The organism is Zoogloea sp. (assembly GCF_041914405.1).
Classification (GTDB): Bacteria; Pseudomonadota; Gammaproteobacteria; order Burkholderiales; family Rhodocyclaceae; genus Zoogloea.
The window spans coordinates 1-20,209 of record NZ_JAYSDK010000032.1 but is presented as its reverse complement, the minus strand read 5'-3'; the positions used below and the strand labels follow the sequence as shown (position 1 = coordinate 20,209).

Genomic DNA, 20,209 nt, shown 5'->3' with positions numbered 1-20,209 from the left:
AATGCGGCAAGCCGAAATATCCCGCAATACCCTTGAGACGCAGATCCGGGTCAGGGTCGACCTGGACGGCTCGGGCAAGAGCCAGCTCAATACCGGTATCGGTTTCTTCGACCACATGCTCGATCAGATCGCCCGTCATGGCTGCTTCGATCTGGATATCGAAGCCACCGGCGACCTGCACATCGATGGCCACCATACCGTTGAGGACGTTGGCATCACCGTCGGCCAGGCCTTTGCCAAGGCGCTGGGTGACAAGAAGGGGCTGACCCGCTACGGCCATGCCTATGTGCCCCTCGACGAAGCCCTGTCGCGGGTTGTTGTCGACCTGTCCGGCCGTCCGGGCCTGGAGTTCGACGTGCCCTTCACCGCCGGTGCGATCGGGGCCCTGGATACCCAGCTGGTTTATGAATTCTTCCAGGGCTTCGTGAACCACGCCGGTGTCAGCCTGCACATCGACAATCTGAAGGGGCGCAATGCTCATCACCAGTGCGAAACGGTGTTCAAGGCCTTCGGCCGTGCGCTGCGCATGGCGGTCACGCCGGATCCCCGTCAGGCTGGTGTGGTGCCCTCTACGAAGGGGGCCCTGTGAGCAAGATCGCAATCATTGATTACGGCATGGGTAACCTGCGTTCGGTGGCCAAGGCCATCGAGCACGTCTCCAATCGAATTGAAGTCGTCGTCACTGCCGATCCAGCCGAAGTGCTGTCGGCGGAGCGGGTGGTTTTCCCCGGGCAGGGCGCGATGCCCGACTGCATGCGTGAACTGGATGCCCGCGGCCTGCGTCCGGCGGTGCTGGAGGCGGCCCGCAGCAAGCCTTTCCTGGGTATCTGCATCGGCCAGCAGATGCTTTTCGAGCACAGTGAGGAAGGCAACGTGCCGGGGCTCGGCATTTTCCGTGGCGAAGTGCGTCGTTTTCCCGCCGACAGGATGGTGGCGGCTGATGGTTCCCGCCTGAAAGTGCCGCACATGGGCTGGAATGAAGTGTGGCAGAAGCAGCCTCACCCCCTTTGGACCGGCATCGAGGATGGTGCCCGTTTTTACTATGTGCACAGCTATTACGTGGATCCGGCGGATCCTGCCATCGTGGCGGCCACCACGGAGTACGGCATCCCCTTTACCGGGGCGGTAGCGCAGGCTAATATCTTCGCCATTCAATTCCATCCGGAAAAGAGCGCGCACGCGGGCCTGCAACTGCTGTCCAACTTTGTTACCTGGAATCCCTGAGATCCCTTAGGCGCGGCTTTTCGTCATCCCGCATCCCGTTTCAACTCCTTACCGTCTTTCCTCTTATGCTGCTGATTCCCGCTATTGACCTCAAGGACGGTCACTGCGTGCGCCTGAAACAAGGCGAAATGGACGCTGCCACGGTCTTCTCCGAAGATCCCCGGTCGATGGCCCGCCACTGGGTCGACCAAGGCGCCCGGCGCCTGCATCTGGTGGACCTCAACGGCGCCTTCGCCGGCAAGCCGAAGAATGAAGCGGCGATCAAGTCCATCCTGCAGGAAGTCGGTGACGAGATTCCGGTTCAACTGGGTGGTGGCATCCGCGACCTGGACACCATCGAGCGTTACCTCGATGCCGGCCTCACCTATGTGATCATTGGCACCGCTGCCGTGAAGAACCCCGGTTTTCTGCACGATGCATGCAGCGCTTTCCCCGGCCACATCATCGTCGGCCTGGATGCCAAGGACGGCAAGGTGGCGGTGGATGGCTGGTCCAAGCTGACCGGCCACGACGTCGTGGACCTCGCCAAGAAGTTCGAGGACTACGGTGTCGAAGGCGTCATCTACACCGACATCGGCCGTGACGGCATGCTGTCCGGCGTGAATATCGAGGCCACCGTCAAGCTGGCCCAGGCCCTGCGCATTCCGGTCATCGCCAGCGGCGGTATTGCGGCGCTGGCTGACGTGGAGGCCTTGTGTGCGGTTGAGCCGGAGGGCATCACCGGTGCCATCACCGGCCGTGCGATCTACGAAGGCACGCTTGACTTCGCTGCCGCTCAGGCTCGTGCCGACGAGCTGAGCCCGGCGGACTGATTCATGCTCGCCAAACGTATCATTCCCTGCCTCGACGTTAGTGCAGGTCGCGTTGTCAAGGGCGTCAACTTCGTCGAACTGCGCGATGCCGGTGATCCGGTTGAGGTTGCCCGTCGCTACGACGAGCAGGGTGCCGATGAGATCACCTTTCTCGACATCACCGCTAGTTCCGACGATCGCAACATCATCCTGCACGTGGTTGAACAGGTCGCCGAACAGGTCTTCATTCCGCTCACCGTCGGTGGCGGCGTGCGGACCGTCGATGACGTTCGCCGTCTGCTCAATGCAGGTGCCGACAAGGTCAGCATCAACACGGCTGCGGTGAATAACCCGCAAGTGGTGGCCGATGCGTCCGGCAAGGTCGGTAGTCAGTGCATCGTGGTGGCCATCGATGCCAAGCAGGTTTCCCCGGGCAAGTGGGAGGTTTTTACCCACGGTGGCCGCAACCGCACCGGTCTCGATGCCATCGAATGGGCGCGTCGTATCGAGTCCCTCGGTGCTGGCGAGATCCTGCTTACCAGCATGGACCGAGACGGCACCAAGAACGGCTTTGACCTGGAGCTGACCCGCGCTGTATCCGACGCGGTGTCCATCCCGGTCATCGCCAGTGGTGGCGTCGGCAGTCTCGATCACCTGGCCGACGGCGTCACCAAGGGCCGTGCCGATGCAGTGCTGGCTGCCAGCATCTTCCACTTCGGCGACCATACCGTGCGAGAGGCCAAAGAGCTGATGCGCGCCCGAGGTATCGAGGTGCGCCTGTGAGCACTGCTGCCTGGTTGGACGAACTGGCTTGGGACAAGGACGGGCTGATCCCGGCCATCGCCCAGGATGCCGAAACCGGTGACGTGTTGATGTTCGCGTGGATGAACCGCGAGGCCTTGGCCAAGACCGCCGAGCTCGGTGAAGCCGTCTATTTCTCGCGCTCGCGGGGACGCTTGTGGCACAAGGGCGAGGAGTCCGGCCATACGCAGAAGATCCGTGAGATCCGCGTCGACTGCGACAGCGACGTGGTGCTCCTGAAGATCGAGCAGGTCGGCGGCATTGCCTGTCACACCGGGCGGCGTAGCTGCTTCTTCCAGAAGTATTTTGCCGGCGGCCGTTGGGAGGCCGTGGAGCCGGTTCTCAAAGACCCGAAGGACATATACAAATGATCGATATCGAAGTGTTGCACCGGGTGGCCCAGACGCTTGCCGAGCGCAAGGATGCCAGCCCTGATTCCTCCTACGTCTCCAGTCTGTTCCACAAGGGCACCGACGCTATCTGCAAGAAGGTTGCCGAGGAAGCCGCAGAGACCATCATGGCGGCCAAGGACAAGGATCTGCTGCACGTGGTGTGGGAAGTCACCGACCTGTGGTTCCATACTATGGTCCTGCTGGCCCATTACGGCCTGTCGGTGGACGACGTGCTCGCCGAGTTCCGTCGCCGCGAAGGCGTGTCGGGCATCGACGAGAAGAAGTCCCGCAGCGCCAAGTAAGGGAATTTTCGCGATGCAAGACTGTCTGTTCTGCCGTATCGTCCGGGGCGAGATTCCGGCGGCGAAGGTGTACGAGGACGACGAAGTGCTGGCCTTCAAGGACATCCAGCCCCAGCGTCCGGTCCATGTGCTGGTTATCCCGAAGAAGCATGTCACGTCGTTGGCGCACGCCACGCCTGAAGACGTCCCGACCTTCGGCAAGATGCTACTCGTGGCCAACCAGATTGCCGTCGATCAAGGAAGTCCGGATGGCTTCCGGTCCATCATCAATACCGGTCGCGTCGGCGGGCAGGAAGTCATGCATGTGCACATGCACATCGTTGGTGGGCAAGAGCCGGTCGGGCCGATGCTTAAACGGTAGTTTCAAGGAGATTTTTGAATGGGTTCATTCAGCATTTGGCACTGGCTGATCGTTCTGGTGATCGTGATGCTCGTGTTCGGCACCAAGAAGCTGCGCAACATCGGGCAGGATCTCGGTGGAGCGGTAAAGGGCTTCAAGGAAGGCATGCGTGATGCTGACCAGGGCGCCGGCGACGCGAACCAGAAGATTGCGTCTGGTAGCGGTCAAACCATCGACGCGGAAGCGCGGGAAAAGAACAAGTCCTGATCCCGTTCCCGCGTCAGTCGCGGAGGAGGGGCGCATTACGCCCCTCTTTCCGTTTCTGGGAGGGCGTACCCGTGATCAGCGCTCACATTCCTTAGGCAGATCGAATGTTCGACATCGGTTTTTCTGAACTTGTAGTCATCGGTATCGTTGCCCTGCTGGTGCTAGGGCCTGAGCGCCTGCCCAAGGTGGCGCGCACGACCGGGCACCTGCTCGGCCGGTTGCAGCGCTATGTGTCCGACGTGAAGTCGGACATCAATCGGGAGATGCAGCTCGACGAGCTGAAGCGCCTGCAGGAGGAGGCCCGCAAGTCGGCGATGGAGTTCGAGTCTACGGTGCGGAGCGAAGTCGCAAGCATCGAAGGCGGCGTCGCCTCGTCCATCCAGTCGGCTTCTTCGGCCGTTGCTGATCTGGAAAGTAGCTTCAAGGCGAGCTCCGATGCCGTGCGGGAGTCGTCGTCTGTTTCCGCGCAACTCACCCAGGCGGCTCCTGAGGTCCTGCCGCTGGATGCCAACGCGATGCCTGATACCATGATCATGCCTGATCCGGTGCAGGACGAGCACCAGGTGGACTCCGATTTCAACCGTCCCGCGCCTGAATCCAAGAGTTCCAAGACATGAGTGTTCAGGAAGACAGTTTCATCTCCCATCTCATTGAGCTGCGTGACCGCCTGCTGCGCTGTGTAATTGCGCTTGTGGCGGTTTTTGCTTGCCTGATGCCTTGGGCGGGCGACATCTACGATGTACTCGCCCACCCGATGATGCAGGCCTTGCCCGAAGGCACGCGCATGATCGCCACGGGGGTCGTCACGCCTTTCTTCGTACCGATGAAGGTCACCCTGATGGTGGCATTCGTTATCGCCTTGCCCTTCGTGTTGTACCAAGCGTGGGCTTTCATCGCGCCGGGGCTTTACGCCCATGAAAAGCGCTTGGCGTTGCCGCTGGTGATTGGCAGTACCGTCCTGTTTGTGGCGGGCATGGCGTTCTGCTACTTCTTCGTGTTCGGCACGGTGTTCAAGTTCATTGCCACTTTTGCACCTAAGAGCATCACGCCGGCACCGGACATTGAGCAGTACCTGTCGTTCGTGATGTCCATGTTCCTTGCCTTCGGCATTACCTTCGAGGTGCCGGTCTTCGTCATCATTCTGACCAAGATGGGCGTGGTCGACGTGGCCAAGCTCAAGGAAGCCCGGCCCTATGTGATCGTCGGTGCCTTCGTGGTGGCGGCCGTCGTCACGCCGCCGGATGTCGTTTCCCAGCTCATGCTCGCTATTCCGATGTGCCTGCTCTACGAACTGGGCATCTTCCTCGCACGCTTCGTCACCAAGAGCCGAATAGAGGCCGCAGCGGAATGATCTGAAGAGGGGGCGCTACGGCGCCCCTTGTCATTGATGCGCCGCAGCCGCGCTCTGGTTTCTTGAGGCGGGCAGGGGTCAGAAGCATCTTTGTTGTGATGACAAATGAATTTTTGTTGGGCATCATCGTGGCCTTTTGAGATCGTGTTCTTGGGAGCCCTCGATGGATTTTGCGGAGTTGCTACAACCGCTTGAACATGCCGGCGGTCCGTGTGGTGAGGATCTGTCGTTTTCTGCGGACTTCGATGCCTTGCAGGAGGCACGCCGTTTCGATGACCCGACGCTGGCCCAGGGCGACTGGGTGGTGGAGCTAAAGGAGGCTGATTGGGCCGCCGTTGTGCGTCTGAGTTCGGATCTGCTGGCCCGTAGTACCAAGGATCTGCGCGTCACCGCCTGGTATGCGGAAGCCCGCTGCCAGCGCGACGGCCTTGCAGGTCTGGCCGACGGCTATGAGCTCCTGCTTGGCCTGTGCGAACGTTTCTGGAGCGACTTGCATCCGCTGCCGGATGAGGACGGAAGCTTTGAGCCACGGGCTGGCGTGCTGGATTGGTGGTTGGGTCGGACGGCACGACTGCTGAAGGAGCTGCCGCTGTCAGATTCGCCCAAAGGGGTTTTCAGTCTGCTGGCCCGGGAGCAGGCACGGAGTCACGCGGTGGGCGGCGAGCCATCGGCACAAGGCGCTGATGGTAGTGGCCACGGCGAATTGATGGCCACCCTGGATGCCGCGATGCGTGACTCTCCAAGGGCGCATCTCCTCAGCACTCTGCGCGAAATGGAACGTCTCGCGGTGTGTATAGAGAGGCTGCGTGCTTTTCTCGATACCCGGATGGGCGAATCAAGTCCGTCTTTCGGTGCCAGCCTTGATGTGCTCGATGATCTGTCCAGAAGCCTCCGCCCGTATCTGGGGCAGAGGGACGAGGCCGGGGCGGTCGAAGCGCCTGCCGCTGTGGAGGCCGCTTCTGATGAGGTCGAGGCGCATGCGTTGCCTCCCGGTGGAGAGTTCCATGTGCAAGGGATTCGTTCGCGGACGCAGGCCATCCGGCAACTCGAGCTGATCGCCGCCTACTTCCGACAGACAGAGCCGCACAGTCCTGTGGCCTATCTGGCTGACAAGGCTGCCCGCTGGGGGCGGATGCCGCTGCATGAATGGTTGCGCAGTGTGGTGAAAGACGAGGCCGTCCTGGGCCGGATGGAAGAGTTGCTGGGGCTGGATGCCACCGTGTCGGCTGCAGACTGACGGTCCGCCGGAGTCACGGCGCTAAGGCTCCTCCCGGGATTCGTAGTTCGGGCGCCGGCCTGCCGTCAGGGGGTGACGTACAGGCTCTCCTTCAGTTCCTCCATGACTACGTAGCTGCGGGAGTCCGCATGGGGTGGGAGCTTGTGAAGAATGCTGCTCAGCAGCTTGCGATAGTCGTGCATCTCGGAGAGGCGGGCCTTCACGAGATAGTCGAAATCCCCTGAAACCATGTGGCACTCCATCACCGACGGGATGTTCAGCAGTTCCTGTTTGACCTTGTCGAAAATCTCCTCGCACTTGGCGCTGAGGCGGATTTCGACAAAGACAAGCAGCTTGAGGCCAAGGGCGTGGGGATTAAGGCGGGCGTGGTAGCCGGTGATGAAGCCTTCGCGCTCCAGGCGACGGACACGCTCGGTACAGGGGGTGGCCGACAGGCCGATGCGTGCCGCCAGATCCGTCATGGTGATGCGGCCATCCTGTTGCAGGTGGTCCAGGATATTTCGGTCGATGGGGTCAAGCTCACGCATCGGATGGTTTCCTTGTAATGATTGAAAAGCGGTTTATGAGGTTGGCGCCGGAAAGGCCGGCAGCGACGAATGGCGTGTGTTGACGCCGCACGGGCGATGACCGGAGCGTCGCCTCGCGGGACGCGCCGGCTGTGTCATCGATGACGCCCTGGCTGGACAGGCCACGGGAGAGGCAGGTCAGCCTCGTGCCGCGGGGCCGCGCCTTTCCCCGGTGGGCGGGAGCTGGGGATGCCGAAAGCCGCGTGCTTCGAATTCAGCCTTGCGCTCGTCCGCTTTCTTGCGCTGCTCCGGCGTGAGGGTTTGGTAGACCTTGTTCAGGCCTGCTGCACGGATCTCCGCCATTTCCGCGACGGCTCTTGCGCCCTGTTCGGCAAGTGCTTTGATCCTGGCCTCGTCGTACTGCGCCGAGAAGGTGAGGGCGCGCAGCTCCTCGTGGCTCTTGCGGATTTCCTTGGCTTTCTCCCGTAGCACGGGGGCCTGCTCATGGAAGATCTTGAAGATCTGGTCCCGCTGCCCTTCACTCAGGTTCAGGTCGCGTAGGAAGGGAAGCGGCGGCGTGCCGTCACCGTGCATCCCGAATTCCGGCCCCGACCAGAAGCCCTGCCGAGCAGGGCCATGGCAGTGGTCGCCAGCACCGGCAGCCTGGGCGGTAAAGGGCAGGCCAACGAAGCCGATGCTCAGCAGCAGAACGGAAAAGAGGTTTCTTGGCAGTTTCATTGCAGTCTCCGGAAGTGGATTGGTTGCATCAGGGGTCGCCTGATGACCGAAATTCTCGGGGTCTATGGGGTAAAGGGCGGTTATCTGCCCGTAAATGCCGGTAAAGAGATTCTTTCTGCGTGTTTGGTCGACGCCCTCCTGGCGAACGGCTCATCCTTCTGGCGGGCGCGGAGCGCGTCTACCCGGCTTTCGACGATGAGGCGCTCCCGTTTGTCGCCGTCGGGGCTTTTGAGGGCCAGTTCGAACTGTTCGAGGGCGCTGCGGGTGTCTCCGACCGCGACGTAGTACTCGCCCTGATGCAGGTGCGATTGCAGGGTGAGGCCCTGGGCCGCGGCGGCTTCTGCGGCGATCTGGCGCAGCTCCGGATCCTGGGGGCGCTGGATGAGGTGTGTCTCGGCAAACTGAAGTGCACTGCTGAAATCCCGTGTCTTGATCAGCAGGCGGGGATAGTCATAGACCAGCTGAAGATGCTCGGGATAGCGTTTCAGAGCAGCTTCGTAGCGCTGCCGTGCTGCGGTGTCCTGGCCGGACTGGCTCAGAACCTGGCCGTTTAGAGCCTCGATCATCGGATGCTGGACCTTGTCTCGCTCTAGGCCGGCGAGTTCCTGCCGGGCGGCGGCAAAGTCCTGTGCGCGCAAATAGGCAGCCGCCAGGCCGTAGCGGAGCGCGTTGCGATCCCGGTAATGACCCTCCTGCAGATCCGTCGTCAAGCTGGCGATGGCTTCCCGGGGCTGTCCTTCATAGCTGCGCAGCAGGGCTCGCACGAGCCTGTACTCCTGGCTGTCGGGCACCTGCTTGTAGGTGCTGGAGAACGCCCGGTCCTGCGCCTCGGCGACTCGTTCATGAGTCAGCGGGTGGGTTCGCAGGTAGGAGGGGATGCTGGCGGAATCGGCCAGTCGGGTGGCTTGCTGGAGGCGCTCGAAAAAGCTGGCCATGGCGTGGGGGTCGAAGCCGGCCTGGGTCAGCAACTGGAAGCCGATGCGATCCGCTTCCTGCTCGTGCTCGCGAGTGTAGTTGATCTGACTCTGGATCTGGGCGGCACCGACGCCAGTCATTGCCGCCATCGCTGCCTGGCCGTTGCCGGTGCCCGCTGCGATCAGGGCGCCGAGCATGGCGGCGATGGAGAGCGCCTGGTTGCCCGCCTGGCCGGCGATCTGGCGGGCAATGTGGTGCTGGGAAACGTGGCTGATCTCATGGGCCAGCACCGAGGCCAGTTCGCTTTCGCTTTGCGTGGCCAGTATCAGGCCCGTGTTGACGCCGACATGTCCGCCGGGAAGGGCGAAGGCATTGAGCTCCCGGGAGGGGACTGCGAAGAACTCGAAGGGCTCCCGGGCGGTGTCCGGATCGGCCTGCAGTAGACGGCGGCCGAGGCCTTCCAGATAGGCATTGACTTCCGGGTCATCGAGCCAAGTGCCGCTGTTGCGCAGCTCTTGCATGCTCTGGGCGCCAAGGGCCTGTTCCATCTGCGGGCTGACGACGCTTGCCGATGCCTCGCCGAGATCCGGCAACTGCACGGCGCTTGCGTGGCTACCGAAAAGCAGGGCGATGGCGAGGCTTGTCAGGCGAAAGCACTTTTTCATGACAACAATGGAAAGGCAACGGGCGATGAGTGAAATCTTCGCGGAGGGGGCTGTTAATCCCGGTTCGCAGCATGTAAAGGGATGTAAAGGCGGGTAAAAACACCTGGATTCCTGCGTGGGGAAGGTGTCTCTCGCACGTATCATTTCCTCTGAGGTCAAGAGGGTATGGATGAAATGAGCAGGGTGTTGCTGGTAGACGACGACGTGGAGCTGTCCTCCATGTTGAGCGAGTACATCGCCCAAGAAGGCTTCGTTGCCGAGTGCGTGCATGACGGGGAGGCTGGTGTGGCCGCCGCGCTGGCAGGCGGCTACGACATCGTCGTGCTTGATGTGATGATGCCGCGTGTTGGTGGGATCGAGGCCTTGCGTCGTATTCGCGCCCAGAGCAAGGTGCCGGTGCTGATGCTGACCGCCAAAGGGGATGATGTGGACCGCATCGTCGGGTTGGAGCTGGGCGCCGACGATTACGTGCCCAAGCCTTGTACCCCGCGCGAGCTTGTTGCGCGCCTGCGGGCAATCCTCCGACGGACCCAGGCGGCAGCGCCTGCCGAGGCGGCCCCTGGCGGGCCGCTGGTTGCCGGGGAACTCTGCATGTGGCCGCAGATGCGGCGTGCCCAGTGGCAAGGCGCCCCGTTGGAGCTGACCAGCACTGAGTACAACCTGCTGGAGGTGCTCGCCCGCAATGCCGGTCGCGTGGTGAGCAAGGCGGAGTTATCGGAGCAGGGCTTGGGCAGGCCGCTGGCCCGCTTCGACCGCAGCATCGATGTTCATCTTTCCAGCATCCGCCACAAGCTCGGTGCGCGTCCCGATGGGCGGTCGTGGATCGAGACGGTGCGCGGCCTGGGCTATCAGCTGGTGCGTGAATGAAACTGGGGCGCCTGTTCTGGAAGTTCTTTTTTGCGTTCTGGTTGGCGTTGCTGCTTGCCGGTGCCGGTGTCGGAACTGCGGTGTGGTTGCATCACCAGAGCGAAATCGAGCGTCTGGCCCGCGAGCGGGATCCGTTTGTCGCCGGCGGGCCACGGGCAACGACCGCGGTGGCGGTGGCGGAGTCCGTGTTGCGTCACGGTGGCCCGTCGGCCTTGCAGGCCTTGCTTGCTGACTTGTCGCGAGAGCGCTGGCCGCAACTGCTGGTGGTGGATGCCCGTGGCGACGAACTGCTCGGGCGGCCGACCGTCCCCGAGTCCGTTGCCGCCGCCAGGCAACAGGCCGCCCTGGGCGAGGGGCATCGGGCTGCGCGCGTGGTCGAACTGCCTGCCGGCGGTGGCAGCTGGCTGTTGTTCGTGCCGGCGGGCGGGCCGGAGTTGCGTCCTCCGATGCCGCCTCTGGCCCGCCTGGCGGGGCGTCCGGGTGAGCCGCCGCGCGAGTTCCGTCCCGGTTTCGAGCGTCGACCAGCCGAGCCGAGCCTGTGGTTGCCGGTAGGGATCGGTTTGCTGGCCAGCATTGCGTTCAGTGCGCTGCTTGCCTGGTACCTGTCGAAGCCCATCCGCAACCTGCGCTGGGCGCTAGGTGCGGTTGCCGAAGGCCGGCTGGAGACCCGGGTCAGGCCGTTGATGGGCGCCCGGCGCGACGAGATTGCCGATCTCGGCCAGGATTTCGACCGCATGGCGCAGCAGCTCCAGGCTTTGATCGGCGCCCAACGCCGGCTGTTGCATGATGTATCCCACGAACTGCGCTCGCCGCTGGCACGTCTGCAGGCCGCCATCGGATTGGCGCGGCAGGATCCTGCCAAACTCGAGGCGACCCTGGACCGGATCGAGCGGGAGGCAGTGAGGCTGGATGAAATGGTCGGCCAATTGTTGACCATTGCGCGACTGGATGCCGGTAGTCGTGACAGCCGTGAGGATGTCATCGAACTGGTGGATCTCGCTGCGGCGATTGCCGACGACGCACGTTTCGAAGCCCAGACGAAGGGCAGGGAGCTGCATTTTTCCGGGCAAGGCGAGGCCGAACTGCGAGTCCGCGGCGAACTGATCCAGCGTGCTTTTGAAAACGTGATCCGCAATGCGGTCAAATACACCGCCGAAGGTACCGGGGTGGATGTCGAGGCCCGGGGGGCGCAGGGGCAGTTCGCGCTGCGGGTCGCCGATCGTGGGCCGGGCGTGCCGGAAGGAGACCTGGAAGCTATTTTCGAGCCATTCTACCGGGCCCAGAACGGTAGCTCGGCCGGCGGCTTCGGGCTGGGCTTGGCCATTGCCCGGCGGGCGGTGACCGCGCATGGCGGGGAGATCACTGCCAGTAACCGTGAGGGGGGCGGTCTGCTCGTTGAGATCACGCTGCCGCTGGATCTCCGAAAGGATTAGGCGCGGCGCGGGCAAGCTGTTAGAATGTGTTGTGGCGGGTCTCCCCGCATTGCAGCGCGGTGAACCTGGTCAGGGCCGGAAGGCAGCAGCCACAGCCGTTCCCTGCAAGTGCCGGGGGTCAGGCTCGCCACCCCGAATTCAGAAAAAGGGCGTCCCGACGGGGCGCCCTTTTTGTTTTGTGTTTCTGCATCCCGTTGCCCGTATCCGCCGGACTGACCGGCGGGCGGCCTGCTAGAATTCCGCCATGGCTTACCAAGTACTTGCCCGCAAGTGGCGCCCGCGCAGTTTCGAGACGCTCGTCGGGCAGGAGCATGTCGTGCGTGCGCTGACTCACGCGCTGTCCACGGGGCGCCTGCACCACGCCTACCTGTTTACCGGCACGCGGGGCGTTGGCAAGACGACGATCTCGCGGATCCTGGCCAAGGCGCTCAACTGCGAGACGGGTGTGACGGCGACACCGTGCAATCAGTGTTCGGCCTGCACCGCCATCGATGCTGATCGCTTCCCTGACTACGTGGAAATGGATGCCGCCTCCAACCGCGGGGTGGACGACATGGCGGCGCTGCTCGACCAGGCGGTCTATGCGCCGGTGCAGGGGCGCTACAAGGTGTACATGATCGACGAAGTGCACATGCTGACCGGGCATGCCTTCAACGCGATGCTGAAGACCCTGGAAGAGCCGCCCGAGCACGTCAAATTCATCATCGCGACCACCGATCCGCAGAAGATCCCGGTCACCGTGCTGTCCCGTTGCCTGCAGTTCAACCTCAAGCAGATGCCGCCGGGGCACATCATCGGCCACCTGACCCGCCTGCTGGAGGCCGAGGGTGTGCCTTTCGAGCCGGGCGCGCTGCGCCACATCGCCAAGGCGGCCAACGGCTCGATGCGGGATTCCCTGTCGCTGCTCGACCAGGCCATCGCCCATGGTGCCGGTAAGGTGGAAGAGCTGGCCGTGCAGGATATGCTCGGCACGGTGGGGGACGATCATCTTTATGCCGTCCTTGACGCGCTGCGCAGCAATGACGTGCAGGCGCTGATGGGCACAGTCGAAGCCATGGAGGCGCGCAGCCTGTCCTTCGAGTCGGCGCTGCAAGCGCTGGCCGGCCTCATCCACCGCATCGCGCTGGGCCAGCTGGCGCCGACGGCGCTGGCCGACGAGAGTGAGGCAAGCCGGTTGGCGCCCTACATCGAGGCCTTCGACGCGGAATTCCTGCAGCTGGCCTACCAGATCGCCGTGCATGGACGGGACGAGCTGTCGCTGGCGCCGGACGAGGTCACCGGTTTCTCGATGACCCTGCTGCGCCTGTTCGCATTCCGGCCGGAGCAGCCGGCGGCGCTCGGCGGCGTGCTGGCAGGAGGCGGCGGAGCAGGGCAGGGGCGCACGTTGCCGGAGTCCGCACCGCGTCCTGCCGTGCCGCGTGCTGTGGCCAGTGTTGCGCCTTCGGCAGCTACAGCGCCTGCTCAGGTCGTCCGGCCTCCAGTTACGCAACCGGAGGCGGCAGTGCGCCGCCCCGATGAGGTGCGTACCCCGCCGAAACCCGTCGAGACTCCACCGCCAATGGAGCCGCCGCGTGCAGCAGCCGCGACGCCGCGGGAGACGTCATCGGATTACGGCAGCAGCGTTCCGCCGTGGGAAGATCTGCCGCCCGAGGCCCATGAACTTGCTCCCGTCCGCCATTCCGAGCCGCCTCCGGCCCAGGCTGAGCGGGTCGAGCCTGCCCGTGCTGCAGCGCCGGTGTCGGTCAGGGCCAGCGAACCCTCTGGCATGTCTGGCGCGCTGCCGGCATCCGGCGACGACTGGCATGGATTGCTGAACCAGTTGGGGCTGGGCGCGCTGAATCTGCAGCTGGCCCAGAACTGTGAATTGCTGGGCGTCGAGGGCGACAGTTTCAGGTTGCGCCTGTCCGATTCCCATCAGCACCTGCTGCAGATCAACCGCAGCGGCGCCGAGCGCCTGCAGGAGGCGTTGAGCGCACATCTGGGCAGGCCTGTCCGCGTCGGTATCGAGATCGGTGCGATTGCCACCGAAACGCCGGCCCAGCGTAACCAGGCCGAAAAGGCCGAGCGTCATGCTGCGGCGGTCGCGTCCCTGGAGCAGGACCCTTTCGTTCGCGAACTTATCCAACGTTTCGATGCGAGGCTGGAAGAGGCCTCGGTCAAACCCCTTTGAACCTATCTGGAGTACATCACCATGATGAAAGGCGGCATCGCCGGCCTGATGAAGCAGGCTCAGCAAATGCAGGACAACATGAAGAAAATGCAGGACAGCCTCGGCGGTATCGAGGTCGAAGGCCAGTCCGGCGCCGGCATGGTCAAGGTCACGATGACCTGCAAGTACGATGTGCGTCGCATTAACATCGACCCGTCCGTGCTTGACGATAAGGAAATGCTGGAAGATCTGATCGCCGCGGCGGTGAATGACGCCGTGCGCCGTGTCGAGACGACGACCCAGGAGAAGATGTCGGGCTTCACCGCCGGGCTGAACCTGCCCCCGGGCTTCAAGCTGCCGTTCTGATTGATCGCATGACAGCTTCCAGCATGCAGGGCCTTCGATGAGTTCGCCGTCCAGTCTCGACGTTCTGATCGAAGCCCTGCGCTGTCTGCCGGGCGTGGGGCCGAAGTCGGCCCAGAGGATGGCCTTTCATCTGCTGCAGCGCGACCAGCGCGGCGCGGCGCGACTGGCGACGGCCCTCGGCCACGCGCTCGAGGTGCTGCGCCATTGCTCCCGCTGCAACACCTTCTGTGAAGAAGAAGTCTGCAGCCGTTGCGCCAATCCCCAGCGGGACGCAACCCAGTTGTGCGTCGTCGAGATGCCGGCAGATTTGGCCATGCTGGAGCAGACCCACAGTTACCACGGCCTGTATTACGTCCTGATGGGGCGCTTGTCACCCCTGGACGGCATCGGGCCCCGGGAGTTGGGGCTGGAGAAATTCCTGCATCGCGCCTGCGACGGCGTGGTGCAGGAGGTCATCCTGGCCACCAACTTCACCAATGAGGGCGAGGCGACCGCCCACATGATTTCCGAACTCCTGCGCAGCCGTGGCATCAAGGTCAGCCGGATCGCCCGCGGCATCCCGGTTGGCGGCGAACTGGAGCATACGGATACAGGCACTATCGCCCAGGCGCTGGTCGAGCGCCGTTCCCTTTAGCCTTCTCCCGTCTTTCGCCGCGAGGCCGCCGATGAGCCAGGAAGTGAAACCCCTTGCCGGGGTCAAGGTGCTGGAGCTTGGCACACTGATCGCCGGGCCCTTCTGTACCCGCATCCTTGCCGAGTTCGGCGCCGAGGTCATCAAGGTTGAGGCGCCGGATGGCGGCGACCCGCTGCGCAAGTGGCGCAAGCTCCACGAGGGCACGTCCCTGTGGTGGTCGGTGCAGGCCCGCAACAAGAAATCGCTGACTGCGAACCTGAAGCACCCGGAAGGCCTGGCTGTGGTGCGCCGGCTTGCGGCGGAGGCGGATATCGTCGTCGAGAATTTCCGCCCTGGCGTGCTCGAGAAACTCGGGCTCGGCTGGGATGTGCTGTCGGCGGCCAAGCCCGGCCTGGTGATGGTGCGCCTGTCGGGTTTTGGCCAGACAGGGCCGTACAAGGATCGTCCGGGCTTCGGGGCGATCGGTGAGTCCATGGGTGGGTTGCGTTACATCAGCGGCTTTCCGGATCGTCCGCCGGTGCGTACTGGCATTTCCATCGGCGACTCCATCGCGGCCCTGTGGGCTGCCATCGGTGCGCTGATGGCGTTGCGCCACCGGGAGGTGAATGGCGGAGCGGGGCAGGTGGTCGATGTGGCACTCTACGAGGCCGTCTTCGCGATGATGGAGAGCATGGTGCCGGAGTTCGACGTGGCTGGTTTCGTGCGTGAGCGGACCGGAAACATCATGCCCGGTATCACGCCGTCGAACACCCACACGACCCGTGATGGCCGCCACATCATCATCGGCGGCAACGGTGATGCGATCTTCAAGCGCCTGATGCATGCCATCGGCCGATCAGATCTGGCCGAGGCACCGGACCTCGCCGACAACGCCGGCCGCGATCGGCGCGCCGCCGAGATCTATGCGGTGATCGATGTCTGGGTGGGGGAGCGCGACGGCGACGCCGTGCTGGCGGCGATGGAGGCTGCCGAGGTGCCGGCCAGTTCAGTGTTTTCGGTAGCGGACATGTTCCGTGACCCGCAGTTCATCGCCCGCGGCATGTTCGAATCGGTAAGCCTCCCGGATGGCACGCCAATGCGCATCCCGGGCATCGTGCCACGCCTTACAGGCACGCCCGGCTCGACCGAATGGCTGGGGCCCGCCCTCGGCGAGCACACCGACGAGATCCTGCGTGGCATGGGCTACGCGGACGAGACCATCGCCGGTTTGCGGGAGCAGGGCGCGATCTGAGCCCTGCCGATGCGAACGGGGTGATGTCTCGCGGTATCATCCTGGCATTATCTTTCCTCCGGAAACTCGCATGTCCACCATTCTCGTCACCGGCGGAGCCGGTTACATCGGCTCCCATACCTGCGTCGAATTGCTGGCCGCCGGCTACGACGTGGTCGTCGTGGATAACTTCTGCAACAGCAAGCCGGAAGCCCTGCGTCGTGTCGAGGAAATCGCCGGGCGCGCGCTGGCGGCCGTGCATCGCCTGGACATTCGTGACAAGGTGGCGATGCGTGAGGTCTTTCGCGCCCATGCCATCGATGCTGTGATCCATTTCGCGGCCCTGAAGGCGGTCGGCGAGTCGGTGGCCAAGCCGCTGCTGTACTACGAGAACAACATCGCCGGTACCGTGGCGCTGGCCGAGGTGATGGCCGAAGCGGGCGTCAAGTCCCTCGTGTTCAGTTCATCGGCGACGGTTTATGGCGATCCGGCCAGCGTGCCGATCCGCGAGGACTTCCCCACTGGGCCGACCAATCCCTATGGCCGCACCAAGTGGATGATGGAGTTCGTGCTGTCCGACCTGGCCGCGGCAGATCCGGAGTGGCGGGTGGCCTTGTTGCGCTATTTCAATCCGGTCGGCGCCCATCCTTCCGGCCGCATCGGCGAGGACCCGAACGGCCTGCCCAATAATCTGATGCCCTACGTCAGCCAGGTGGCGGTCGGGCGTTTGCCGCAACTGCGGGTCTTCGGTGGCGACTATCCGACCCCGGACGGAACCGGTGTGCGGGACTACATCCATGTCGTGGATCTGGCCGTTGGCCACGTGGCGGCGGTACGGCGCCTCACGGAACGTCCGGGCGTGCTGACGGTCAATCTGGGTACGGGGCGTGGCTACAGCGTGCTGGAGGTCGTGAAGGCTTTTGAAGATGCCAGCGGTCGAAAGATTGCCTACGAGATCGTTGCGCGGCGCCCCGGCGACGTGGCTCAGTGCTATGCGGAGCCCGGTCTCGCCGAGCGTGAACTCGGCTGGCGGGCGACCCGCGGCATTGAACAGATGTGCGCCGATGCCTGGCGTTGGCAGAGTTTCAATCCCCAAGGGTACCCCGATTGAGCACCGAAGACCTTCCTGTCAGCAATGCCCTGAACGTGCTGGGCGGCCCGTTGCTGGCCTGCAGTTACGATCCTCTGACCGGTTGGGAGCGGAGTGGCTGTTGCGACTCCAGCCCGGACGACCTCGGCCGCCATCATGTATGTGTGAAGGTGACGGCCGAGTTCCTGCGCTTCAGTGCGATGCGTGGCAATGACTTGAGCACGCCACGCCCGGAATTCCGTTTTGCCGGCCTGAAACCCGGTGACCGCTGGTGCCTGTGTGCGATGCGCTGGCTTGAAGCCTGGGAGGCTGGCTATGCACCGCCGGTGGTGCTGGCTGCGACACATATCGCGGCCCTTGAATTGATTCCTCTCGATGCGCTGCGCGCGCATGCGCATAAAGGCTGATCCATGGGCCGGTTGACGCAGACCCGGCCATTCAGCGGTTCTCCACCCATTCCAGTACGGCATCCTGGCTGTTGCGGCTGGCGCCGGCGTTGGGGTGATTGATCAACAGGATCACGGCGTAACGGTGTCCGTTGCGGGCCTGAACGTAGCCGGCTAGGCTGCGTACGCCATCGAGGGTGCCGGTCTTGACGTGGGCAGCCCCTTGCGCGGGGCTGCCTGCGACGCGCTTGCGGGCAGTGCCATCGACGCCCGCAATCGGTAGTGAGGCGACCAATTCCGGCATCGTCCTGCTGTGCCAGGAAGCAATGAGCAGTTGCCCCAGGCTGCGCGCGCTGATGCGTTCGATGCGTGACAGTCCTGCGCCGTTCTCGATGACCAGTTGATCGGTGTCGATGCCGTTGGCGGCGAGGCTGCGCGCGACCCGGCGGGCGCCGGCCGAGGGGGCGTCTTCGCCGGGCTCGGCGGTTGCGCCCAGGGTGGCGAGGAGGGTGCGCGCAATCACGTTGTTCGACCACTTGTTCATGTCACGCAGTACTTCCGCGAGGCTGGGCGAACGGCTCTCAGCCAGCAGGCGTGCGCCGGGTGGTGTTGCCCCGTCCCGGAAACGGCCGCCCAGCTCGCCGCCCAGCTCCCGCCACAGGCTGCGGAACAGGCCTGCGAAGAGCCGGTCCGGGGGCAGGGGGGCAAAGTTCCAGTCGAAGGCGTCCGTGCAGGCGGGGGGGAGATTGCCGTCGATGCGTAGAACGGCATCGCCGGCAGGGTTCACTGTCGTGGTGGCGGTGAGTTGGGCTGTCGGGTCGCCGCAGCCGCCATTGCCTGTCCGGCGGATGCGGATGTCCAACGCCAGTCCGGTGGGCAGGGGATCGACGGTGGCGCTGACGCCCTCGCCTGAGGGGCGGAACTGCACGGTCACTGCGCCGTAATCCACCGTCAGCGCGTCCGGTCCCACGTTGTAGGGACGGAGTGGGCGCCGGTCGAAGGCGCCAGGGTCGTGGGGCGGTAGCCGGAATAGCGAGCGGTCGGTGATCACGTCGCCTGCAATGCGCCGGATGCCCTGCGCGCGTAGCTCCCGTAGCAGCAGCCATAGCCGCTCCCGCGACAGGCGGGGGTCGCCGCCGCCGGTGACGTACAGGTCGCCGTGCAGGACGCCATCCTGCAGCTTTGCGTCCGTCCCGCTCGAAACGCGGGTTGTCCAGCTGAACGCTGGGCCGAGTTGGTCCAATGCCGCAAAAGTGGTGACCAGTTTCATCACCGAGGCCGGGTTCATGGCTTCGGTGCTGCGATGCTCCAGCAGCGGGGGGCCGCCCGCAACATCTTGCACGAGGATAGCTACTGCGCTGCGCGGGATGCCGGCACTGGCGAGGCTGGCATCGAGTGCCGCCGGCCACTCCTCGCCATGGGCATGGCCTGCGAGTACTAGCGGCAACAGCAAGATCAGTCGGCGTGCAAGGCGGGATGCAATCTCGTTCAAGGTGTTGGCGAAGGTGAGGGGCTGTCGGAGGGGCGTTGGGATTATGCCGTCACGGTCTCCGAATTGTCTGCCGCGCCGCAATAAAAGCGCGCTTTTGATGGTCTTGAAAAAGGCCTTTCATGCCTGGATAAGGAGCCCTTGAATTCCATATTCTCCAATGCTGGCGCGGGTTTAGCGTATTGGGACTTTTTTTGGGTAAGGGTTTTCGCTATACTCCGCAAGTTTTCCGTATTGCGATCTTCGAAGTCTCTTTTATTGAGGTTAGTGGGCCATGAGCGTGGATCAAAAAATGGACGGTGGGCGACGCCAGTTGTTGCTGGCAACGTCGGCTGCGGGGGGCGTGGCCGCGGTGGCCGTCGCCGTTCCGTTCGTCGGTAGCCTGACTCCGTCCGAACGAGCAAAGGCAGCCGGTGCTCCGGTTGAGGTGGATATCAGCAAGCTGCAGCCGGGTCAGATGATGACCGTCGAGTGGCGCGGCAAACCGGTGTGGATCATCAACCGCACCAAGGACATGCTGGATTCCCTGAAAAAGACGGATGAGCTTGTCAGCGACCCGAAGTCCGACAAGCCGCAGCAGCCTGAGTATGCCAAGAACGAAACCCGCTCCATCAAGCCGGAGATCATGGTTGCGGTCGGTATCTGTACCCACTTGGGCTGTTCTCCTTCAGACAAGTTCAAGACCGGTGCCGAGAGCGGCGTGAGCGCCGACTGGGTGGGTGGCTTCCTGTGCCCCTGCCACGGTTCGACCTTTGATCTGGCTGGTCGCGTCTACAAGAACAAGCCGGCGCCGGACAATCTGGAAGTTCCGCCGCACAAGTACCTGGCCGACACCAAGATCCTGATCGGCGAAGACGGAAAGGCATAAACGATGACCAGCAAAGCTCAAGCGGTATTGGACTGGGTTGACGAGCGCTTCCCGCTGACGTCTTCCATCAAGGGGCATCTCACCGAGTACTACGCCCCCAAGAACTTCAACTTCTGGTATTTCTTTGGTTCGCTGGCCCTGCTGGTGCTGGTGATCCAGATCGTGACCGGCATCTTCTTGGTCATGCA

The 20,209-nt window shown here is 63.6% G+C and carries 24 protein-coding genes, 1 other RNA gene and 1 pseudogene; 22 read left to right on the top strand and 4 right to left on the bottom strand.

All coding sequences use genetic code 11. The features are described 5' to 3' along the window. The first annotated feature begins 1 nt into the window (after position 1). The 11 genes from hisB (at position 2) to tssA (ending at position 6,705) form a co-directional block, all read left to right on the top strand. Positions 2-589 (top strand): imidazoleglycerol-phosphate dehydratase HisB, encoded by a 588-nt coding sequence (hisB, locus tag ACE3RX_RS17745; RefSeq protein WP_374486300.1) that lies wholly within the window; start codon positions 2-4, stop codon positions 587-589. Further along, positions 586-1,224, top strand: coding sequence for an imidazole glycerol phosphate synthase subunit HisH (gene hisH / locus ACE3RX_RS17740; protein WP_374486299.1), 639 nt, complete (start codon positions 586-588; stop codon positions 1,222-1,224). Before hisB ends, hisH begins: the two co-directional genes overlap by 4 nt. A gap of 65 nt (positions 1,225-1,289) precedes the next feature. Continuing rightward, on the top strand, positions 1,290-2,036 hold the full coding sequence (hisA, locus tag ACE3RX_RS17735) for a 1-(5-phosphoribosyl)-5-[(5-phosphoribosylamino)methylideneamino]imidazole-4-carboxamide isomerase (RefSeq protein ID WP_374486298.1): 747 nt from the start codon (positions 1,290-1,292) through the stop codon (positions 2,034-2,036). Between the two features lie 3 nt (positions 2,037-2,039). Continuing rightward, the gene (hisF, locus tag ACE3RX_RS17730; protein ID WP_374486297.1) at positions 2,040-2,798 is read left to right on the top strand and encodes an imidazole glycerol phosphate synthase subunit HisF; all 759 of its coding nucleotides are present in this window, start codon (positions 2,040-2,042) and stop codon (positions 2,796-2,798) included. After that, on the top strand, positions 2,795-3,187 hold the full coding sequence (gene hisI / locus ACE3RX_RS17725) for a phosphoribosyl-AMP cyclohydrolase (RefSeq protein WP_374486296.1): 393 nt from the start codon (positions 2,795-2,797) through the stop codon (positions 3,185-3,187). The genes hisF and hisI overlap by 4 nt, the downstream gene beginning before the upstream one ends. Further along, positions 3,184-3,510, top strand: coding sequence for a phosphoribosyl-ATP diphosphatase (locus tag ACE3RX_RS17720; RefSeq protein WP_374486295.1), 327 nt, complete (start codon positions 3,184-3,186; stop codon positions 3,508-3,510). Before hisI ends, ACE3RX_RS17720 begins: the two co-directional genes overlap by 4 nt. Before the next feature lie 13 nt (positions 3,511-3,523). Continuing rightward, entirely contained in the window at positions 3,524-3,871 is a 348-nt protein-coding gene (locus tag ACE3RX_RS17715; RefSeq protein WP_374486294.1) for a histidine triad nucleotide-binding protein, read from the top strand. A gap of 18 nt (positions 3,872-3,889) precedes the next feature. Further along, a complete protein-coding gene (gene tatA / locus ACE3RX_RS17710; RefSeq protein ID WP_374486293.1) occupies positions 3,890-4,117 on the top strand; it encodes a Sec-independent protein translocase subunit TatA in 228 nt (75 codons plus the stop codon). A gap of 104 nt (positions 4,118-4,221) precedes the next feature. Next, a complete protein-coding gene (tatB, locus tag ACE3RX_RS17705; RefSeq protein WP_374486292.1) occupies positions 4,222-4,734 on the top strand; it encodes a Sec-independent protein translocase protein TatB in 513 nt (170 codons plus the stop codon). Next, positions 4,731-5,468: a twin-arginine translocase subunit TatC gene (gene tatC / locus ACE3RX_RS17700; RefSeq protein ID WP_374486291.1), complete on the top strand. Its 738-nt coding sequence runs from the start codon at positions 4,731-4,733 to the stop codon at positions 5,466-5,468. The genes tatB and tatC overlap by 4 nt, the downstream gene beginning before the upstream one ends. Before the next feature lie 163 nt (positions 5,469-5,631). Beyond that, on the top strand, positions 5,632-6,705 hold the full coding sequence (tssA, locus tag ACE3RX_RS17695) for a type VI secretion system protein TssA (protein ID WP_374486290.1): 1,074 nt from the start codon (positions 5,632-5,634) through the stop codon (positions 6,703-6,705). Between the two features lie 65 nt (positions 6,706-6,770). Here tssA and ACE3RX_RS17690 read toward each other — a convergent pair whose 3' ends face one another. From ACE3RX_RS17690 to ACE3RX_RS17680, 3 genes are all read right to left on the bottom strand, one after another. Beyond that, entirely contained in the window at positions 6,771-7,232 is a 462-nt protein-coding gene (locus tag ACE3RX_RS17690) for a winged helix-turn-helix transcriptional regulator (RefSeq protein ID WP_374486289.1), read from the bottom strand. Positions 7,233-7,409: 177 nt separating this feature from the next. Further along, complete coding sequence (locus tag ACE3RX_RS17685; protein ID WP_374486288.1) at positions 7,410-7,949, bottom strand: Spy/CpxP family protein refolding chaperone; 540 nt, start codon at positions 7,947-7,949, stop codon at positions 7,410-7,412. Positions 7,950-8,029: 80 nt separating this feature from the next. After that, complete coding sequence (locus tag ACE3RX_RS17680) at positions 8,030-9,529, bottom strand: M48 family metalloprotease (RefSeq protein ID WP_374486287.1); 1,500 nt, start codon at positions 9,527-9,529, stop codon at positions 8,030-8,032. A 165-nt stretch (positions 9,530-9,694) separates the two neighbouring features. Here ACE3RX_RS17680 and ACE3RX_RS17675 point away from each other — a divergent pair, with 165 nt between their 5' ends. From ACE3RX_RS17675 to ACE3RX_RS17635, 9 genes are all read left to right on the top strand, one after another. Further along, positions 9,695-10,396: a response regulator gene (locus ACE3RX_RS17675; protein WP_374486286.1), complete on the top strand. Its 702-nt coding sequence runs from the start codon at positions 9,695-9,697 to the stop codon at positions 10,394-10,396. Continuing rightward, the gene (locus tag ACE3RX_RS17670; RefSeq protein ID WP_374486285.1) at positions 10,393-11,829 is read left to right on the top strand and encodes an ATP-binding protein; all 1,437 of its coding nucleotides are present in this window, start codon (positions 10,393-10,395) and stop codon (positions 11,827-11,829) included. The genes ACE3RX_RS17675 and ACE3RX_RS17670 overlap by 4 nt, the downstream gene beginning before the upstream one ends. Before the next feature lie 33 nt (positions 11,830-11,862). Continuing rightward, positions 11,863-11,961: signal recognition particle sRNA small type (gene ffs, locus ACE3RX_RS17665), an RNA gene on the top strand. Positions 11,962-12,073: 112 nt separating this feature from the next. Beyond that, on the top strand, positions 12,074-13,999 hold the full coding sequence (dnaX, locus tag ACE3RX_RS17660; RefSeq protein ID WP_374486284.1) for a DNA polymerase III subunit gamma/tau: 1,926 nt from the start codon (positions 12,074-12,076) through the stop codon (positions 13,997-13,999). Between the two features lie 21 nt (positions 14,000-14,020). After that, positions 14,021-14,344 (top strand): YbaB/EbfC family nucleoid-associated protein, encoded by a 324-nt coding sequence (locus tag ACE3RX_RS17655; protein ID WP_374486283.1) that lies wholly within the window; start codon positions 14,021-14,023, stop codon positions 14,342-14,344. Between the two features lie 37 nt (positions 14,345-14,381). Further along, positions 14,382-14,978 (top strand): recombination mediator RecR, encoded by a 597-nt coding sequence (gene recR / locus ACE3RX_RS17650; RefSeq protein ID WP_374486282.1) that lies wholly within the window; start codon positions 14,382-14,384, stop codon positions 14,976-14,978. A 31-nt stretch (positions 14,979-15,009) separates the two neighbouring features. Next, complete coding sequence (locus tag ACE3RX_RS17645; protein WP_374486281.1) at positions 15,010-16,209, top strand: CaiB/BaiF CoA transferase family protein; 1,200 nt, start codon at positions 15,010-15,012, stop codon at positions 16,207-16,209. Between the two features lie 70 nt (positions 16,210-16,279). Next, complete coding sequence (gene galE, locus ACE3RX_RS17640) at positions 16,280-17,299, top strand: UDP-glucose 4-epimerase GalE (protein WP_374486280.1); 1,020 nt, start codon at positions 16,280-16,282, stop codon at positions 17,297-17,299. Further along, a complete protein-coding gene (locus ACE3RX_RS17635; RefSeq protein ID WP_374486279.1) occupies positions 17,296-17,685 on the top strand; it encodes a DUF2237 family protein in 390 nt (129 codons plus the stop codon). The genes galE and ACE3RX_RS17635 overlap by 4 nt, the downstream gene beginning before the upstream one ends. A 31-nt stretch (positions 17,686-17,716) precedes the next feature. Here ACE3RX_RS17635 and dacB read toward each other — a convergent pair whose 3' ends face one another. Then, positions 17,717-19,111, bottom strand: coding sequence for a D-alanyl-D-alanine carboxypeptidase/D-alanyl-D-alanine-endopeptidase (gene dacB / locus ACE3RX_RS17630; protein ID WP_374486278.1), 1,395 nt, complete (start codon positions 19,109-19,111; stop codon positions 17,717-17,719). A 316-nt stretch (positions 19,112-19,427) separates the two neighbouring features. Here dacB and petA point away from each other — a divergent pair, with 316 nt between their 5' ends. Further along, complete coding sequence (gene petA / locus ACE3RX_RS17625; RefSeq protein ID WP_374486277.1) at positions 19,428-20,021, top strand: ubiquinol-cytochrome c reductase iron-sulfur subunit; 594 nt, start codon at positions 19,428-19,430, stop codon at positions 20,019-20,021. Positions 20,022-20,024: 3 nt separating this feature from the next. Next, positions 20,025-20,209: pseudogene (locus ACE3RX_RS17620) on the top strand (cytochrome b); the annotation flags it as partial.

Excerpts from the sequence above, each read along its gene's own strand:
- tssA (WP_374486290.1), top strand. The coding sequence starts at position 5,632 with ATGGATTTTGCGGAGTTGCTACAACCGCTTGAACATGCCGGCGGTCCG.
- ACE3RX_RS17670 (WP_374486285.1), top strand. The coding sequence starts at position 10,393 with ATGAAACTGGGGCGCCTGTTCTGGAAGTTCTTTTTTGCGTTCTGGTTG.
- petA (WP_374486277.1), top strand. The coding sequence starts at position 19,428 with ATGAGCGTGGATCAAAAAATGGACGGTGGGCGACGCCAGTTGTTGCTG.
- hisB (WP_374486300.1), top strand. The coding sequence starts at position 2 with ATGCGGCAAGCCGAAATATCCCGCAATACCCTTGAGACGCAGATCCGG.
- tatA (WP_374486293.1), top strand. The coding sequence starts at position 3,890 with ATGGGTTCATTCAGCATTTGGCACTGGCTGATCGTTCTGGTGATCGTG.
- recR (WP_374486282.1), top strand. The coding sequence starts at position 14,382 with ATGAGTTCGCCGTCCAGTCTCGACGTTCTGATCGAAGCCCTGCGCTGT.
- tatC (WP_374486291.1), top strand. The coding sequence starts at position 4,731 with ATGAGTGTTCAGGAAGACAGTTTCATCTCCCATCTCATTGAGCTGCGT.
- ACE3RX_RS17690 (WP_374486289.1), bottom strand. The coding sequence starts at position 7,232 with ATGCGTGAGCTTGACCCCATCGACCGAAATATCCTGGACCACCTGCAA.
- ACE3RX_RS17715 (WP_374486294.1), top strand. The coding sequence starts at position 3,524 with ATGCAAGACTGTCTGTTCTGCCGTATCGTCCGGGGCGAGATTCCGGCG.
- tatB (WP_374486292.1), top strand. The coding sequence starts at position 4,222 with ATGTTCGACATCGGTTTTTCTGAACTTGTAGTCATCGGTATCGTTGCC.
- ACE3RX_RS17655 (WP_374486283.1), top strand. The coding sequence starts at position 14,021 with ATGATGAAAGGCGGCATCGCCGGCCTGATGAAGCAGGCTCAGCAAATG.
- ACE3RX_RS17685 (WP_374486288.1), bottom strand. The coding sequence starts at position 7,949 with ATGAAACTGCCAAGAAACCTCTTTTCCGTTCTGCTGCTGAGCATCGGC.
- ACE3RX_RS17675 (WP_374486286.1), top strand. The coding sequence starts at position 9,695 with ATGGATGAAATGAGCAGGGTGTTGCTGGTAGACGACGACGTGGAGCTG.
- dnaX (WP_374486284.1), top strand. The coding sequence starts at position 12,074 with ATGGCTTACCAAGTACTTGCCCGCAAGTGGCGCCCGCGCAGTTTCGAG.
- ACE3RX_RS17645 (WP_374486281.1), top strand. The coding sequence starts at position 15,010 with ATGAGCCAGGAAGTGAAACCCCTTGCCGGGGTCAAGGTGCTGGAGCTT.
- ACE3RX_RS17680 (WP_374486287.1), bottom strand. The coding sequence starts at position 9,529 with ATGAAAAAGTGCTTTCGCCTGACAAGCCTCGCCATCGCCCTGCTTTTC.
- hisF (WP_374486297.1), top strand. The coding sequence starts at position 2,040 with ATGCTCGCCAAACGTATCATTCCCTGCCTCGACGTTAGTGCAGGTCGC.
- hisA (WP_374486298.1), top strand. The coding sequence starts at position 1,290 with ATGCTGCTGATTCCCGCTATTGACCTCAAGGACGGTCACTGCGTGCGC.
- ACE3RX_RS17720 (WP_374486295.1), top strand. The coding sequence starts at position 3,184 with ATGATCGATATCGAAGTGTTGCACCGGGTGGCCCAGACGCTTGCCGAG.
- galE (WP_374486280.1), top strand. The coding sequence starts at position 16,280 with ATGTCCACCATTCTCGTCACCGGCGGAGCCGGTTACATCGGCTCCCAT.